The organism is Muriicola sp., assembly GCF_041567615.1.
Classification (GTDB): Bacteria; Bacteroidota; Bacteroidia; order Flavobacteriales; family Flavobacteriaceae; genus Muriicola.
Window position 1 is genome coordinate 1 of sequence record NZ_JBFGBM010000052.1, and the last position, 14,323, is coordinate 14,323.

A 14,323-nucleotide genomic window follows, 5' to 3' on the forward strand; every position below is an offset into this window, starting at 1 on the left:
CGGTGTCTCCTTCATAAGTAACTCGGTCCGTGCGTATCTTTTTTTCGAGCAGGATGTCTTTGTCTATGAGTCCGCGTATCACTCCGGCAGAAGTGCCGCTTTTTTTCTGAAGCTCAGAGGCCGACAAAGGAAGCCTCGAGACCGCTCTTAACTGAAAAAGGGTAAGCAGTACTTGCCTCTGCTTGGGAGCCCTGTTTAGCTCGTCCAGGAGGTCATTCAGGTCTTTCTCGGATTCGTATTTGGGGTTGAGGGTGACGGTGCGTACATATTTAGGTGTGTACTGGTCGTGCAGGGTTTCCCTTAGTTGTATCAGGCCTTTTTCGTACATGCGGTGAAGCAGGGGCAGGACGGTCTTGCGTTCCAGGATGTCACAGACCTCCTGTATCTTCAGGGATGTCTGATGTTCCAGGGCTTCCAGGACCATAAATTCCTGATCGCTGACCTGTTGATCATCCCATTCCTTCTCCCCGTTCCTGAGCACCAGGGTCTCGCTTTCCAGCAGGAATGCACCGGGTACAGCTGTTCTGAATACCTCCCCGAGGGTACACATATAATAGGAGGCCATCCACTTCCAGTGCTCCATCTGCACGGCATTCACCAGGGGAACCTTGTCTATGACCTCGTGGATGTCCTTGGCCTCATAGACCACCGGGGGATCCGTGTGGATCCTGTATACCAGAGCCGTATAGATCTTGGATTTCCCAAAAGGCACGGCGACGCGCATTCCTTTTTCCAGATCCACAGCCAATCCGTCAGGGAGACGGTAGGTGAACAGCCTTTCAAGGGGGATGGGCAATATGACATCTGCAAATACTTCCATAAGTATGATTCAGGGTGATACGCGTGTCCATGTCTGCGTCCTGAAGAAAAAGGCGATATAACCCCTGACTTTTAGCCGATCCGGTTTTTCCGGGTCGATCCATATTTTTACCCTGTACTCCTTCCCGGTCTCCGGGTCGAGGATCTCTCCCTCTCCATAGGTATATTCATCCAGTTTCTTCAGGTCCTCGAACACATTCATCCCCCTGATGAGCTTATTCTTCCTGGTGCCTTTACATTTCACACACAAGGCGTTCTCCCTGCCATCGACCAGGATCTCCACCACCCGGGCAGACAGCCCATCCTCCTCCTCATAGATCTCCAGAATGGATTTGGGTTTGTCCGTCACATCGTCAATGGTCTTCCAGTACCCCAGGACCGACTGGCCCCTTAGGCCGCTCATCGACAAAAAAAGGAATAAGAAAAACAGGCCTTCTTTACGCATTTTTACTTGTTGATTTTACATTCTCCCTCAGTTTCGTCAGGGAGGCGTTCAATTCGAATCCCAGAAGGAGGATATTGGAGTTCAGCCAGATGTAGACCATGAGGATAAGCAATCCCCCCAGGGCTCCGTAGAGTTCGTTATACCTGGCGAATTTTTCGATGTACACCCCGAAAAGATAAGAGGTCAGCAGAAACAAAAGGGTGGTCATCAAAGCCCCGTAAGAAAAAAACCGGGCCTGCTTACCCTGGGAGGTACCGAAATAATACAGGATGGCCGTGGTCAAGTAGGACAACACGGCGAAAAAGAGGATCTTGCCTGCTCTCGCTCCTACCAGTTCATTGGAGTCCAATTCAACGCCTTGGGATTCGGCCGCCCACACATTGAGGTATTCCAGGGTATACTCAAAATACACAAAGGCCACCGCTCCCACAATCAGAAGGAGTGACAGGATAATCCCCACCATTAGGGCATAGGCGTATTGCTTGAAGAAATTGCGGGTAAGGTCGATGTGATAGGACGTCTCGAATCCGCCGAAAATCGCATTCACCCCGTTGGTCATCAGGAAAATGGACAGCACAAAGGCCGAGGATAACAGCCCTCCCTGTTTCTGGTCCTTGATCTGGGTGTAGATCTCTCCGAAGTATTCCCCGGTCGCTGTAGGCAGGAATGTTTCCAGGAATCTCAGGAACTGGGCATCGAAATCCTGGTTCCCCACGCTTACCAGCGGGATCACAAAAGGAATGAGGGTTATGAGAAAGATCAGGAGTGGGAACAAGGCCATAAACAAACTGAAGGCTATGGAACTGGCCCTGGTGGAAAGTGCCCCCTGAACGATCCCTATGATGTACATCTCCATCAGGTCGTACAGAGACAATCCATGAATACCGGGAAGTTGAATCCTCTTAAGCAGGTCTACGACCCAGTTCAGGATCGGTATCTTTTCAAGTTTTTCCTCAACCTCCCTGCTCATTTACACGGCTTTTAGACTCAGGTCTTTATTGCTGACCGAATGCGTAAGTGCTCCTGAGGAGATGTAATCCACGCCACATTCAGCGTATTTGCGCAAGGTCGATTCATTGATCCCTCCCGATGATTCCGTCAGGCAGTGGCTGCCGATCATGCTGACAGCCTTCCGGGTGTCTTCGAAACTAAAATTGTCTAAAAGGATGCGATAAACACCCTCAGAACGGAGAATCTCCTCCACCTCATTCAAGTTCCTGGCCTCCACGATGATCTTCAGATCCAGATTGTGATCCCTTAGATATCTTTTCGTTTTGTCGATCGCCCTGGTAATACCCCCGGCAAAATCGATATGGTTATCCTTGAGCATGATCATATCATAGAGGGCGTAACGATGGTTCTCCCCCCCGCCTATCTTTACGGCCCATTTCTCCAGGGCCCTTATCCCCGGGGTCGTCTTTCGCGTATCCAGGATCTTAGTGCCCGTCCCTTCCAGCAGGGCCACGTAAGCCGCTGTTTTAGTGGCGATGGCACTCATTCGCTGCATGGCGTTCAGGACGAGCCGTTCGGCCAACAGAATACTCCTGGATGAACCGCTGACATAGAAAACCTCATCCCCATAGCGCACCTTCTCTCCATCCCGGATGACCACCTCCATCTTCAGTCCCGGATCCACGTAATGGAATACCTGTCGTGCGAATTCCACCCCGGCGATCACGCATTCTTCCTTGACCAGCAGTCGCGCCTTCCCTGTCGTATCTTCAGGGATACAGGCCAGTGAACTGTGATCCCCGTCCCCGACGTCTTCCCGAATCCCGTTCTCAATGATCTGCCTTATCTCTTGTTCCAGGGCTTGCTGTGAAATCATATGGATGAAATTTGTGAGGTAAAATTAGTAAAAACAAATGCCATGGAGGAATCCGAAAGAACGGAAAACTTTACCTTTAAACCATGAAAATAAAACTGCTGATGGTAGGGAAAACGGATCACAAAGGCCTGCAGTCCATGATCCAGGAGTATCGCAAGAGGCTGGAGCACTACATCCGGTTTGAACAGGAGGTCCTTCAGCCTCCAAAAAATACGAGAAACCGATCCGTACCCGAACAGAAACAACTAGAGGGAGAAGTGATCCTGAAAGCTGTCAGCGATTCGGATTCCGTCATTCTGCTCGACGAGAACGGAAAGGGATACAGTTCTGTAGCGTTTGCCGGGGAACTTCAGAAATATATGAATGCGGGAGTCCGTCAGCTCGTCTTCGTCATAGGAGGACCTTACGGTTTCAGCGAAGCGGTCTATAGCAGGGCTCAGGGACGCATCAGCCTATCCAACATGACCTTTTCACACCAGATGGTCCGACTCATCTTTCTGGAGCAGCTCTACAGGGCATTCACCATCCTGAGGAACGAATCCTATCACCATCAGTAAAGCACCCTGAATTTGATGGTGTGTTCCACCTTTTTCAAGGCCCTGATGACATCCTTGTTGTAATCCTTATCCAGGTCTGTGATCACATACCCCAATTCCTTGTTGGTAGAGAGGTACTGTCCGGAGATATTCATTTCATACTGGGCAAGTACCTCGTTGATATGCGCCATGACCCCGGGCAGATTCCTGTGGATGTGCAGGAAACGGTGGGCATTGTTTTGCTTGGGAAGTCGGATATTCGGGAAATTCAGGGCGTCTACCGTATTCCCGGAATTGATATAATCCATGATCTTGTTCGGTACAAAATCGGCTATATTCATCTGGGCCTCCTCCGTGCTCCCCCCTATATGAGGGGTGAGGATCACGTTGGGAATCCCCTGTAAAGGAGTGGAAAAAGGACCGTTTCTTCGGGGTTCATCAGGATACACGTCGATAGCGGCACCGGCTAGCTTTCCGTTCTTAAGGGCTTTTTCAAGAGCAGGTATGTCGACCACAAATCCTCTGGATAAGTTGATGAAATAGGCTCCGTCCCGCATTTGTGCTAACTCCCTCTCCCCTATGAAATTGTGATTGGAGATACTGTCATCGATGTGAAGGGACACCACGTCCGAAACATTCAGCAGGTCTTCCAGTGTATTGCATTTCTTGGCATTTCCCAGAGCCAGCCTGTCTTCAAGGTCGTAATAATACACCCTCATCCCCATGGCCTCAGCCAGTACAGAGAGTTGCTTCCCGATGTTTCCATAACCCACGATCCCCAGGTTTTTTCCCCTGACCTCCCTGGAGTTCTCCGCTGTCTTATTCCACTGGCCATTGTGAATCTCCACACTCCTGGGGAAAATGTTCCGCATCAGCATGATAATCTGCCCTACGGCCAGTTCCACCACCGATCTCGTATTGCTGTAAGGGGCGTTGAAGACCACCACGCCCTTTTTCTGACAGTAGTGGAGGTCTATCTGGGTGGTCCCTATACAGAAGGCCCCCACAACCAGCAATTTGTTGGCAGCATCCAGGACCCTGGGCGTGATCTGGGTCTTGGAACGAATCCCGAGTACGTGTACTCCCTTGATTTTCTCGATCAGCTCCTCCTCAGAGAGACTGCGGTCTATCAATTCCACTGAGAAACCGTCTTCTGACAGGTTATCAAAGGCGATGGGGTGTACGTTCTCCAAAAGCAGAATTTTAATCCTGTTCTTGGGATAGGACAGGTTCCTGGGCAGGTCATTCACAAACAGGAATTCATCCAGGTTAGGGGCTATATGGTCCGCATTGGAAGCGGCCTTTTCCCTGTGAACATTTTCGGTGTAGGCGAAAAATTTATGTGCGATGCCCGCTTCCCGCATCACATAGTCGCTGTATCCGTCACCGATCACCTGAACTTCTCCATCCAGGTTGAGTTGCTCCAGGCAGGCGATCTTCCCGTTGTGGCTGGCCAGGACATTGTCCTCGTCAAAACCTGTGATATTGCCTTCCTCGTCAAAGGTAAAGGTATTGGCATAGACCCGTTCTGAGGGGATCTTGTACTCCGCAACGATGGGGTCGATAAACTCTTTGAATCCACAGGAGATCACATAAATGTCCTTGGAGTATTTCTCGAAGAATTCCTTGTTGGTGGCAATGGATTTGGAGATCTTCTTCCTCAGCTCTTCAACGAGGGGATTCAGGTGTTTTTTGTGGGCCTTCAGCAGTCTGATCCGGCGCTCGAGGGATTCCGTAAAGGAGATGTCCCCGTCTATCCCGAGGTTCGTGATATGCTGTATCTCCTTGATGATCTCATCCCGGTCTGCCCGACCCTGCAGGGTCATCTCAGCCAGTACATCAAGGGCCTCTACCCTGGTCAGGGTACTGTCAAAATCGAAAACATACTTCCTCTCCACTGTGGTCATGTCATTGGTGCTCTGAGCAGCAAAAGTAGGAATAATAAAGGAGGCTCACATCAACCCGTAATAAAAGTAGAGGATCGTGAATTTTTACGGGGATTTGCCAAAAAGAATCCCGTATTTCTCCTCAATTTCTGTGAATTCCAAAATTCAGTGCAAGGGTCGAAGCCTGCCGGGTTCGCTACCCTGTATGCAGTTACCCCAGGATACGCCATACCGACAATTCCGGGGAGTTCAAAAAGACATATAGATAAGCCCGGTAATGATGGCCAGCCCAAAACTGAGCAGTGTTCCGATCAGGATGTATTCCGTGAGCTTGCGGCTGTTGCTCTCTTTGAGGTCGTTGAACCGGAAAACGGATTTAGCCGTAATGAGCAGACCTATGCCTTCCCAATGCCCGGTAAGTACAAAGATGAGGACGAAGAGCCGCTCTATCATCCCGATGTATTTCCCGGCATTGGGCAGGGATTTATGATCCAGGGAGATCTGATCCGACATCTTTTCGAGCAGGATATTCATCATGATGGCCGAAGGGTATGTCAGGAAGAAAACAGCCGTCACCAGGCCCCAGTCTATCAGACCTAAAAGGTAGTCTATCTGACCTATGATGTTGCCGTAGTACGCACAGCCGAATAGGATCAGCAGATGGAACACCTGATCGATCAGAAATGGCTTGGCCCGGTTAAAAAACAAGGGTTCGGAATAGAGTTTCCCCAGGTCGATGACCCAATGAGAAAGAGCGACAACCAGGGCGATGCGCCAATGCGTATAGTTGCCCAGAAGCAGCAATACCAGCACGAAATGTACAAGGATATGCAGATACAGGTAAGGGGATCTGATCTTATTGGCCGATTTGTGGATGACCCATTTCCCGGGTTGGAGGAGAAAATCACCCAGGAGGTGTGCAAGCAGTAGTTTAATAAACAGGGTCATTTCAGCTATTCTTTGTAAAAGGTACGATAAAATTCGAGCAATTCAAGCACCAGATCCGTCCTTGCCCTTTTCAGACGCTGACTAACAGCCGATTGCCGTATGCTGAAGTGCGAAGCCATTTCCTGTTGCGAACTTTCAGGATGCAGAAGGTTCCAGGCCACGGTCTCAGCAGAAACAGTGCTCCACTCATCCATAAAACTGAGAGCCATACGCAGCATGAGGTTCATCGTCTGATCCTTATCGGCCCACGGACTTCTTATCGCCAGGGACTGCCGGCCCGACTTCAGTTCGGCGAAGAGCCGGCCCGAATTCCGGTATGCCGAACCATTGGATTCCGTGATCTTGTTGCCGGCAAAGGACTCATCTCCCAAACCTATAGCAATCCGAACATCCAGGTCCCTGATGGTCTTCAGAGTCGACTTTAATTGTAAAGCGAGTTCCAGGGCTCTGTCTTTTGTGGTCTTCAGCTGAAATTCGTCTCCCCTGTAGATATCCCATGTCTTGGGCTGATTACCGGCCCTGCTCAACACCTCTTTCAATCGAGGCATCCAGTCACCTGCGGGATATAAGCCGGAATTCACAATATCCCCTGTTATGATAGCCAGCATTTTATAAGTATTTAAGCTAATATAATAATATATAAGCTATTTTACTAATAAATTAAACGATAAGTCGAAGAGATTATTATTCCGGCAGGACTCGGAGGGATCCAAAATTAGAACCAGCGTCGAACCTTTATGCAGTATTGCCGGTATTCGTTGTCAAACTTTTCCTGCAGACTGGCTTCTTCCCTGCTGATCTGAAACCGATTCATCAAGGAGACAAATCCGGCAGCAAGCAGCACATTGAAAGCATTGCCCAGCCATAAACCCCAGGCCAGCAGCACCATGAGTAATGCGAGATATTGGGGATTTCTCGAAATGGAATACACGCCCCGTGTTACAAGGGAAGATGCCTTGTCCGGATGTAAAGGATCCACCGTAGTCCTTGCCCTCAAGAATTGTATCAGGGCCGTGATCGCGATCGCCAATGCCAGGACAAGGAGGATTCCCATGAGGTACAACCTGCCGAAGAAATCAAAATATCCCACAGGAAGGAATTCAGCCAGCAGGTACATGAAAAACGCTGTAAGAGAAAAAAAGACTATAGGAGGGATTCTCAAGTTCATAAGGTCTTCAGTAGGTAGGTTGCAAAATTACTATTTTTGACTTTCAATCTTAAGGACCTCAAAAATACCAGGCTATGGAATTGGTTTTCGCCACCCACAATCCCAATAAAATCCGTGAGATTCGGCAGGTACTTCCCCCTCATATCACCCTTCTGACCCTGGAGGACATCGGCTGTCGGGAAGAGATACAGGAAACAGCAGACAGCCTGGAGGGAAATGCCCTTCTGAAAGCTTCTTTTGTTTTAAAAAATTACGGATATCCCTGTTTTGCAGATGATACAGGGCTTGAGGTGGATGCCCTTGACGGTGCCCCGGGCGTTTTTTCAGCCCGATATGCCGGCACTCCTAAAAATGAAGCCAAAAACACAGAGAAACTCCTGAGGGAAATGCAGGATAAAACTAACCGGAAAGCCCAATTTACAACGGTTATTGCCCTTTGTGATGGTAAGGAATCCTATCTTTTCAGGGGCGAGGTGGAAGGAGAGATCACTGAATCACCCAAAGGGGAAAAAGGATTTGGCTATGACCCGGTATTTCGTCCAAAAGGTTTCGAGAAGACCTTTGCCGAACTCACCCTGCAGGAAAAGAACCGTATCAGCCACCGGGCCAGGGCGGTGACCCAATTGCTCCGACACCTCGAAAAAAGGGAGTACAAAAACTGATCACTCCAAACAAATCTCACATAAATCAGCGCCGTATGGAGATTTAGCAGTACCTTTGCGCCTTAATTTAGCCGCTGGTATAGCATGTGTTGCGCTGAGTACCACAACGTTATTTCGATAACCGCTCTATGCAACATCCGTATTTGCGATTGCGTAAAGTAACGTTTATGAACTCATTTAAAGCGCTTGGGCTCAATGAAGCCCTGTTGCAGGCTGTAGCCGACCTCGGATTTGAGAACCCCTCGGAAGTACAGCAAAAAACCATTCCCATTTTACTGGAAGATGAGACCGACCTGGTTGCCCTTGCTCAGACGGGTACGGGAAAAACAGCTGCCTTTGGTTTCCCGCTGATCCAGAAGATACACAGTGAAAGTCGGACCACCCAGGGCATCATTCTCTCTCCCACCCGGGAGCTCTGCCTGCAGATCACCAATGAGATGCAGCTGTATTCCAAATACGTCAAAGGCCTTAATATCGTCGCTGTTTACGGCGGAGCCAGTATTACAGAACAGGCCAGACTGATCAAGAAGGGTGCTCAGATCATCGTGGCTACCCCCGGAAGGATGAAAGACATGATCGGCAGGGGATTGATCGATATCTCCAGGATCGATTACTGCATCCTGGACGAAGCCGATGAGATGCTGAATATGGGCTTCTACGAGGATATTAAGGATATCCTTTCCACTACCCCGGAGGAGAAATCCACCTGGTTGTTTTCAGCCACCATGCCTAAGGAAGTGGCTGCCATTGCCAAAAAATTCATGTATAATCCTGTGGAGGTCACCGTGGGCGGGAGGAACACGGGTGTAGACACCGTGCAACACGAATATTACGTCGTGAGCGGCAGGGACCGTTATGAGGCTCTCAAGCGGCTTGCCGATGCTAATCCCGGGATCTTTTCCGTGGTCTTTTGCCGCACCAAAAGGGATACCCAGCGCGTAGCGGAAAAACTGATCGAGGATGGGTACAACGCCGGAGCCCTGCACGGCGACCTGAGCCAGAACCAGCGGGACCTGGTGATGAACGCTTTCCGCAAGAATCAAATCCAGATGCTCGTAGCCACCGATGTGGCAGCCAGAGGAATCGATGTTGACGACGTATCCCACGTGATCAACTACCAGTTGCCCGATGAGATCGAGACCTATACCCACCGTAGCGGGCGTACGGGAAGGGCTGGAAAATCGGGCATATCCATGGTCATCGTCACGAGGAGTGAATTGAGAAAGATCAAGACCATAGAGAATATCATCAAACAGAAATTCGAGGCAAAGAAGATACCCACCGGGATAGAGATCTGTGAGATTCAACTCTATCATCTGGCCAGCAAGATCCGCAATACGAAAATCAATGAAGCAGTGGACCATTACCTCCCGGCCATACACGATGTCCTCGAAGGGATAGATCGGGAAGAATTGATCAAAAAGATCGTCTCTGTTGAATTTACCCGCTTCTATTCCTATTACAGCAAGGTGAAAGACCTCAACACTTCTGAGAATGCCGGAGGCAAGGGTTCCCTGTCTGATATGCCTGGTGCTGAGGAACCTAGCGGCAACTCGGTGCGTTATTTTATTAATGTGGGTGAAAAGGATGGATACGACTGGATGTCGCTCAAGGATTTCCTCAAGGAAACGCTCGGCGTTGGGAAGGAGGACGTGAACAGGGTGGACGTAAAGGACAGCTTTTCCTTCTTTAATACGGATGCTTCGCTCACAGACCTGATCCTCAATACGTTCAGAGATTTCAAGGTAGATGGCCGCTATGTTAATGTAGAGGTATCCAAGAATCCGGAAAGCGGCGGAAGGAAAGGCAGAGACAAAGGCCGAAGGAAGAAAAAAGAAAGGAGAAGGGAAGACGGGGGGCGCCGATCCAAAGCGAAGAAAAGCGGCCGCAGATCCGGTAAGAAAAAGAACAAATCCAGGGATGGATTTTATTAGTTAATTGTATATTAAATAGGAAGTTCAAAAAAACTTTTTTTGGTTTATTCGTGCCTGTAGCATGAAATTGAGGAAAATAATTTTACTGGCAGTCGTTGCATTCGGTCCTTACCTTGTTTGGGCTCAGGACGAACCTGCCCGGGAAATGCTGCAGGAATTCCGTGCGAAGGTGATCAATGCCCAGACCGAAGAGCCCCTGGAAAGTGTTCACGTGGTCAACCTGAACCAGGTGATAGGGACCATCACAGATGCAGAAGGGGATTTTACCATTCGGGCCGCTGTAAATGACACCCTTTATTTCTCCTATCTCGGCTTTAAATCCCAGAAGATACGGGTGACCAACGATATGTTTCGTTTCGGGGATACCAAAATAGCACTGACAGAACTGGCCTATGCCCTGGAGGAGGTCATCGTGAGACCTTACCAGCTCACAGGTTACCTCGAGATCGATGTAAAGAACCTGCCCATCAATACGGCATACCAGTACAGCATTTCAGGATTGTCCAAAAGTTACGAGGCCGGAAACAAGAATCCGAGTGCCGTCACCAAGGTGCTGGGCGCCATCCTGAACCCGGCCGACCTGTTGCGAAATCTGTTCGGGAAACGACCCAACCAGATGAAGAAACTCCGCCTGATCAAAGAGGACGATGAAATCAGGGACCTCCTGGCCTCAAAATTCGATCGGGAAACCCTGACGGAACTCCTGCAACTGGAAAAGGTCGACATAGAGGATATCCTCTCGAACTGCAATTTTTCCAATTCCTTTATCACGACTGCCAATGACCTGCAGATACTCGATGCCATGAGCAGCTGCTACGAGGAGTACAAGGTCCTGAACAGGAAGAATTGAGGCCCGGAATCCCTGCCTGATGCAGTCAAATAAATTTTAATTATCCAGTTTCATTTTTTAGTTTTAGGCGAAATTTTAGTGCCTGATGCCATTGTGTAGCCTTGGAATAACCATATCCCCGGCAGCACATAGATAAAAGGCATTCCTCAAACAAGCTGCTTCATGAATAAAACACTGGCCTTTTTGTGCTTAGTGACCCTTTTTGGCTCCTGCAAGCCGAAACCCGAGACTGCCGAACAAGCCTCACTTAACCCCCAGCCTGTGGTAGAAACTACTGAGGAGACAGTGCCTTTCCACTGGGAAGCCGCCAATGTGTATTTCCTGCTTACGGACCGCTTTAACAACGGTAATCCCGAAAACGATATCAATTTCGACCGGGTCAACGAAACAGCACCTCTTAGGGGATTTATGGGAGGGGACCTGCAGGGAATCACCCAAAAGATCGAAGAAGGATATTTCACGGACCTGGGGATCAATGCGATCTGGTTCACTCCTGTTGTGGAACAGATACACGGGGATGCCGATGAAGGGACCGGGAACACCTATGCCTATCACGGTTACTGGGCCAAGGACTGGACCGTTCTCGATCCCAATTTCGGGACGAGGAAGGACCTGGAAACCCTGGTCAAAAAGGCTCATAAAAAAGGTATTCGTATCCTGATGGACGTGGTCCTCAACCATACGGGGCCGGTTACAGACCAGGATCCCGTCTGGCCCGAAGAGTGGGTGATCACCGAACCCACCTGCACTTTTCAAAGTTATGAGACCACCACTGCCTGTACCCTGGTAGACAATCTGCCTGATATACAGACCGCCAAGGATACGCCCGTTGATCTTCCGGATGCCCTTCTTGCCAAATGGAAAGAGGAAGGCCGACTGAGCATGGAACTCGATGAATTACAGCTGTTCTTTGACAGGACCGGGTATCCGAGGGCTCCCAGGTTTTATATCATCAAATGGCTGACAGACTACGTCAATGAGCTCGGGATCGATGGCTTCAGGGTGGATACAGTAAAGCACGCTGATGAAAAGGCATGGGCAGAACTGTACAAGGAAGCTTCCTACGCCTTCGAAACCTGGAAGAAGAAACATCCGGATCAGGTACTGGATGACACCCCTTTCTATATGGTTGGAGAAGTATACAACTACGGGATCTCCGGTGGGAGGGAATTCGATTTCGGGGATAAAAAGGTCGATTATTTCAACCACGGCTTTCAAAGCCTGATCAATTTTGAACTCAAGACCGATGCCCACAAGAATTATGAGCAGATCTTCAAAAAATACAGCAACCTGCTGCACACCAAATTAGAAGGCATTGGGGTACTCAATTACCTGACCTCTCATGATGACGGCAGTCCTTTCGACAAGGACCGCAAACAACCCTTCCACGCGGCGAATGTATTGCTGCTCACTCCGGGGACCTCTCAGGTCTATTACGGGGATGAGACCTCCAGAGACCTCACCATTGAAGGGACAGAAGGTGACGCCACCCTGAGATCCTTTATGAATTGGGGTGAACTGGACAGTGTTTCCACAAGGGAAGTACTCACCCACTGGCAGAAACTGGGCAAGTTCAGGAGCAGACATCCTGCCATAGGTGCCGGAAAACACAAGCGACTGGCCAAAAAACCCTATGTGTTCAGCCGGACTTTTACCGACGGGGAGTACAGGGACAAGGTAGTTGTCGGACTCGACCTGCCCAAGGGAAAGAAATCCCTCTGGGTAAAGGGATTTTTCGGGGATGGCACCCAATTGTACGACACCTATTCCGAAACCCTTGTTGAAGTCCAGAATGGTCGCGTGACCCTGGACAATCCTTACTCCGTTGCGCTGATTGAGCTCGCCAGGTAATCCTGTCAGGAACGGGAAGTATTGCGATTTGGACTAACTTCTTTTGAGATGCAGATCAGCAGACGGAATTTCATAATCCTATCATTTCTCGGCATTACGGGATTAATTTTTCTGGATGCCTTCTGGATAGAGACCTATCTGGTAGATTGGTCGCGTCACGATATAAGAAAAGACAGAAGCCCCTATATCAAACTGATACAGTTCACGGACCTCCATATTCGAGAGATCAAGGCTTACCACGGCTGGATTGCCCGCCGGATAAAGCGCGAAGAACCTGACCTGCTTTGCTTCACCGGGGATTCCATCAACCACCCAAGACAATTGGGCCTGCTGGAGGAATTCCTCAGGATGATACCCTCAGAGATTCCCAAAGTGGTCATCATGGGAAATAAGGAATACGACGGAAAGATCACCCATGAGGATTACCGAAAACTCTTTGGGAAATACAACGGGAAATTACTGGTGAATGAAACCGTCCCTTTTGTGAAAGGAGATCGGAGACTCAACATTACGGGGATAGATGATTTCCTCAACGGTTCTCCGGATTACTCCAAGGCTGTTTCAGAGGCCGACCCTTCCTTGGAAACCGTCATCCTGAATCACTGCCCTGAATACAGGGATACAATAGACCTGCTGAACAAAAAACTGAAGATCCCGATCAAACTCATCCTTTGCGGCCATACGCACGGGGGGCAGATCCAGTTCTTTGGAAAGGAATTCTACAAACCCGGAGGAAGCGGCAGATACCTCGATGGATGGTATGAGAGCGAAGAATCACGAATGTATGTCTCCAAAGGAGTAGGAACCAGTTATATTCCCATCCGCTTTGGTGCCCGGGCAGAGGCACCTATCTTTTACCTGTGAATTTCACTGACGGGAGTGGAGGGCGATACGGTTCCCTTCCGAATCAAGGAACAGGCCCATATACCCCACATCTTCACTGATCAGCTTTTTGGTTTGAAGGATCTTTCCACCTGCTTTCTCAATCCTGCCTATTTGCACGGCTACGTCCTCGCAGGAAAAATAGAGCAGTGGGCCTTGAGTATTGCTGGGGTAATAAAAATCAGGGTGTTTTACCAGTGAACCCATGGCACCGGGTTTTCCATCTGCGAACGGGAACCAGCCCATCAGTAACTCATTGAAATCCTGAACGTGGATTTGAACGTCAAATACAGCCTCATAAAACTTTTTTGCTCGGTCCATATCCTCCACAGGGAGCTCGAACCAGCCTACCATATTTGTATCCATTACTGTGTATTTGTTTCGAGTTTGTTTTTAAGTGTAGACAGTCCCTCTTCAAAATCCTTGCCCACCGCTTTGTCCATATTCATAAAGAGCATCATAATGCTCATAGGAAATTTGTTCTTCCCCTTAAAACCCCAGGTAACCTTCGTGC

General features: G+C 49.3%; 14 protein-coding genes and 2 pseudogenes. 6 read left to right on the forward strand and 10 right to left on the reverse strand.

Annotation, left to right across the window (positions count from 1 at the left end):
* The 4 genes and pseudogenes from ABYP73_RS05315 to nadC form a co-directional block, all read right to left on the reverse strand.
* Positions 1 to 820 (reverse strand): annotated as a pseudogene (locus tag ABYP73_RS05315) (primosomal protein N'); the annotation flags it as partial.
* A gap of 9 nt (positions 821 to 829) precedes the next feature.
* Positions 830 to 1,264 (reverse strand): DUF2147 domain-containing protein, encoded by a 435-nt coding sequence (locus ABYP73_RS05320; RefSeq protein ID WP_372973666.1) that lies wholly within the window; start codon positions 1,262 to 1,264, stop codon positions 830 to 832.
* Positions 1,257 to 2,234 (reverse strand): YihY/virulence factor BrkB family protein, encoded by a 978-nt coding sequence (locus tag ABYP73_RS05325; RefSeq protein WP_372973667.1) that lies wholly within the window; start codon positions 2,232 to 2,234, stop codon positions 1,257 to 1,259. Before ABYP73_RS05325 ends, ABYP73_RS05320 begins: the two co-directional genes overlap by 8 nt.
* On the reverse strand, positions 2,235 to 3,092 hold the full coding sequence (nadC, locus tag ABYP73_RS05330; RefSeq protein WP_372946471.1) for a carboxylating nicotinate-nucleotide diphosphorylase: 858 nt from the start codon (positions 3,090 to 3,092) through the stop codon (positions 2,235 to 2,237). It abuts the gene before it with no gap.
* A gap of 83 nt (positions 3,093 to 3,175) precedes the next feature.
* On the opposite strand from nadC, the gene rlmH reads away from it, so the two are divergent.
* Positions 3,176 to 3,649 (forward strand): 23S rRNA (pseudouridine(1915)-N(3))-methyltransferase RlmH, encoded by a 474-nt coding sequence (gene rlmH, locus ABYP73_RS05335; protein WP_372946472.1) that lies wholly within the window; start codon positions 3,176 to 3,178, stop codon positions 3,647 to 3,649.
* Here rlmH and serA read toward each other — a convergent pair.
* The 4 genes from serA to ABYP73_RS05355 all read right to left on the reverse strand — a co-directional run bounded on the left by serA (position 3,643) and on the right by ABYP73_RS05355 (position 7,579).
* Positions 3,643 to 5,535, reverse strand: a complete 1,893-nt coding sequence (gene serA / locus ABYP73_RS05340; protein WP_372973668.1) for a phosphoglycerate dehydrogenase — start codon at positions 5,533 to 5,535, stop codon at positions 3,643 to 3,645. The two genes, rlmH and serA, sit on opposite strands and share 7 nt — an antisense overlap.
* Before the next feature lie 228 nt (positions 5,536 to 5,763).
* On the reverse strand, positions 5,764 to 6,462 hold the full coding sequence (locus ABYP73_RS05345; protein ID WP_372973669.1) for a DUF3307 domain-containing protein: 699 nt from the start codon (positions 6,460 to 6,462) through the stop codon (positions 5,764 to 5,766).
* Between the two features lie 5 nt (positions 6,463 to 6,467).
* Positions 6,468 to 7,070 (reverse strand): hypothetical protein, encoded by a 603-nt coding sequence (locus ABYP73_RS05350; protein WP_372944654.1) that lies wholly within the window; start codon positions 7,068 to 7,070, stop codon positions 6,468 to 6,470.
* A gap of 107 nt (positions 7,071 to 7,177) precedes the next feature.
* A complete protein-coding gene (locus ABYP73_RS05355) occupies positions 7,178 to 7,579 on the reverse strand; it encodes an isoprenylcysteine carboxylmethyltransferase family protein (protein WP_372973670.1) in 402 nt (133 codons plus the stop codon).
* A 125-nt stretch (positions 7,580 to 7,704) separates the two neighbouring features.
* Between ABYP73_RS05355 and ABYP73_RS05360 the strand changes: the two genes are divergently transcribed.
* The 5 genes from ABYP73_RS05360 to ABYP73_RS05380 all read left to right on the forward strand — a co-directional run bounded on the left by ABYP73_RS05360 (position 7,705) and on the right by ABYP73_RS05380 (position 13,791).
* Entirely contained in the window at positions 7,705 to 8,292 is a 588-nt protein-coding gene (locus ABYP73_RS05360; protein WP_372944652.1) for a non-canonical purine NTP diphosphatase, read from the forward strand.
* Positions 8,293 to 8,459: 167 nt separating this feature from the next.
* On the forward strand, positions 8,460 to 10,226 hold the full coding sequence (locus ABYP73_RS05365; RefSeq protein WP_372944651.1) for a DEAD/DEAH box helicase: 1,767 nt from the start codon (positions 8,460 to 8,462) through the stop codon (positions 10,224 to 10,226).
* Between the two features lie 61 nt (positions 10,227 to 10,287).
* On the forward strand, positions 10,288 to 11,076 hold the full coding sequence (locus ABYP73_RS05370) for a carboxypeptidase-like regulatory domain-containing protein (protein WP_372944650.1): 789 nt from the start codon (positions 10,288 to 10,290) through the stop codon (positions 11,074 to 11,076).
* A 162-nt stretch (positions 11,077 to 11,238) separates the two neighbouring features.
* Positions 11,239 to 12,927, forward strand: coding sequence for an alpha-amylase family glycosyl hydrolase (locus ABYP73_RS05375; RefSeq protein WP_372973671.1), 1,689 nt, complete (start codon positions 11,239 to 11,241; stop codon positions 12,925 to 12,927).
* Positions 12,928 to 12,975: 48 nt separating this feature from the next.
* Positions 12,976 to 13,791, forward strand: a complete 816-nt coding sequence (locus ABYP73_RS05380) for a metallophosphoesterase (protein ID WP_372973672.1) — start codon at positions 12,976 to 12,978, stop codon at positions 13,789 to 13,791.
* A 3-nt stretch (positions 13,792 to 13,794) separates the two neighbouring features.
* On the opposite strand, the gene ABYP73_RS05385 is transcribed toward ABYP73_RS05380, so the two are convergent.
* A complete protein-coding gene (locus tag ABYP73_RS05385; protein ID WP_372973673.1) occupies positions 13,795 to 14,175 on the reverse strand; it encodes a VOC family protein in 381 nt (126 codons plus the stop codon).
* Positions 14,175 to 14,323, reverse strand: a pseudogene (locus ABYP73_RS05390) (polyketide cyclase); the annotation flags it as partial. The gene ABYP73_RS05385 and the pseudogene ABYP73_RS05390, both read right to left, overlap by 1 nt.

Coding starts and splice junctions, on each gene's coding strand:
- rlmH (WP_372946472.1), top strand. CDS start 3,176: ATGAAAATAAAACTGCTGATGGTAGGGAAAACGGATCACAAAGGCCTG.
- ABYP73_RS05345 (WP_372973669.1), bottom strand. CDS start 6,462: ATGACCCTGTTTATTAAACTACTGCTTGCACACCTCCTGGGTGATTTT.
- ABYP73_RS05380 (WP_372973672.1), top strand. CDS start 12,976: ATGCAGATCAGCAGACGGAATTTCATAATCCTATCATTTCTCGGCATT.
- ABYP73_RS05355 (WP_372973670.1), bottom strand. CDS start 7,579: ATGTACCTGCTGGCTGAATTCCTTCCTGTGGGATATTTTGATTTCTTC.
- ABYP73_RS05325 (WP_372973667.1), bottom strand. CDS start 2,234: ATGAGCAGGGAGGTTGAGGAAAAACTTGAAAAGATACCGATCCTGAAC.
- serA (WP_372973668.1), bottom strand. CDS start 5,535: ATGACCACAGTGGAGAGGAAGTATGTTTTCGATTTTGACAGTACCCTG.
- ABYP73_RS05320 (WP_372973666.1), bottom strand. CDS start 1,264: ATGCGTAAAGAAGGCCTGTTTTTCTTATTCCTTTTTTTGTCGATGAGC.
- ABYP73_RS05365 (WP_372944651.1), top strand. CDS start 8,460: ATGAACTCATTTAAAGCGCTTGGGCTCAATGAAGCCCTGTTGCAGGCT.
- ABYP73_RS05350 (WP_372944654.1), bottom strand. CDS start 7,070: ATGCTGGCTATCATAACAGGGGATATTGTGAATTCCGGCTTATATCCC.
- ABYP73_RS05385 (WP_372973673.1), bottom strand. CDS start 14,175: ATGGATACAAATATGGTAGGCTGGTTCGAGCTCCCTGTGGAGGATATG.
- ABYP73_RS05375 (WP_372973671.1), top strand. CDS start 11,239: ATGAATAAAACACTGGCCTTTTTGTGCTTAGTGACCCTTTTTGGCTCC.
- ABYP73_RS05370 (WP_372944650.1), top strand. CDS start 10,288: ATGAAATTGAGGAAAATAATTTTACTGGCAGTCGTTGCATTCGGTCCT.
- ABYP73_RS05360 (WP_372944652.1), top strand. CDS start 7,705: ATGGAATTGGTTTTCGCCACCCACAATCCCAATAAAATCCGTGAGATT.
- nadC (WP_372946471.1), bottom strand. CDS start 3,092: ATGATTTCACAGCAAGCCCTGGAACAAGAGATAAGGCAGATCATTGAG.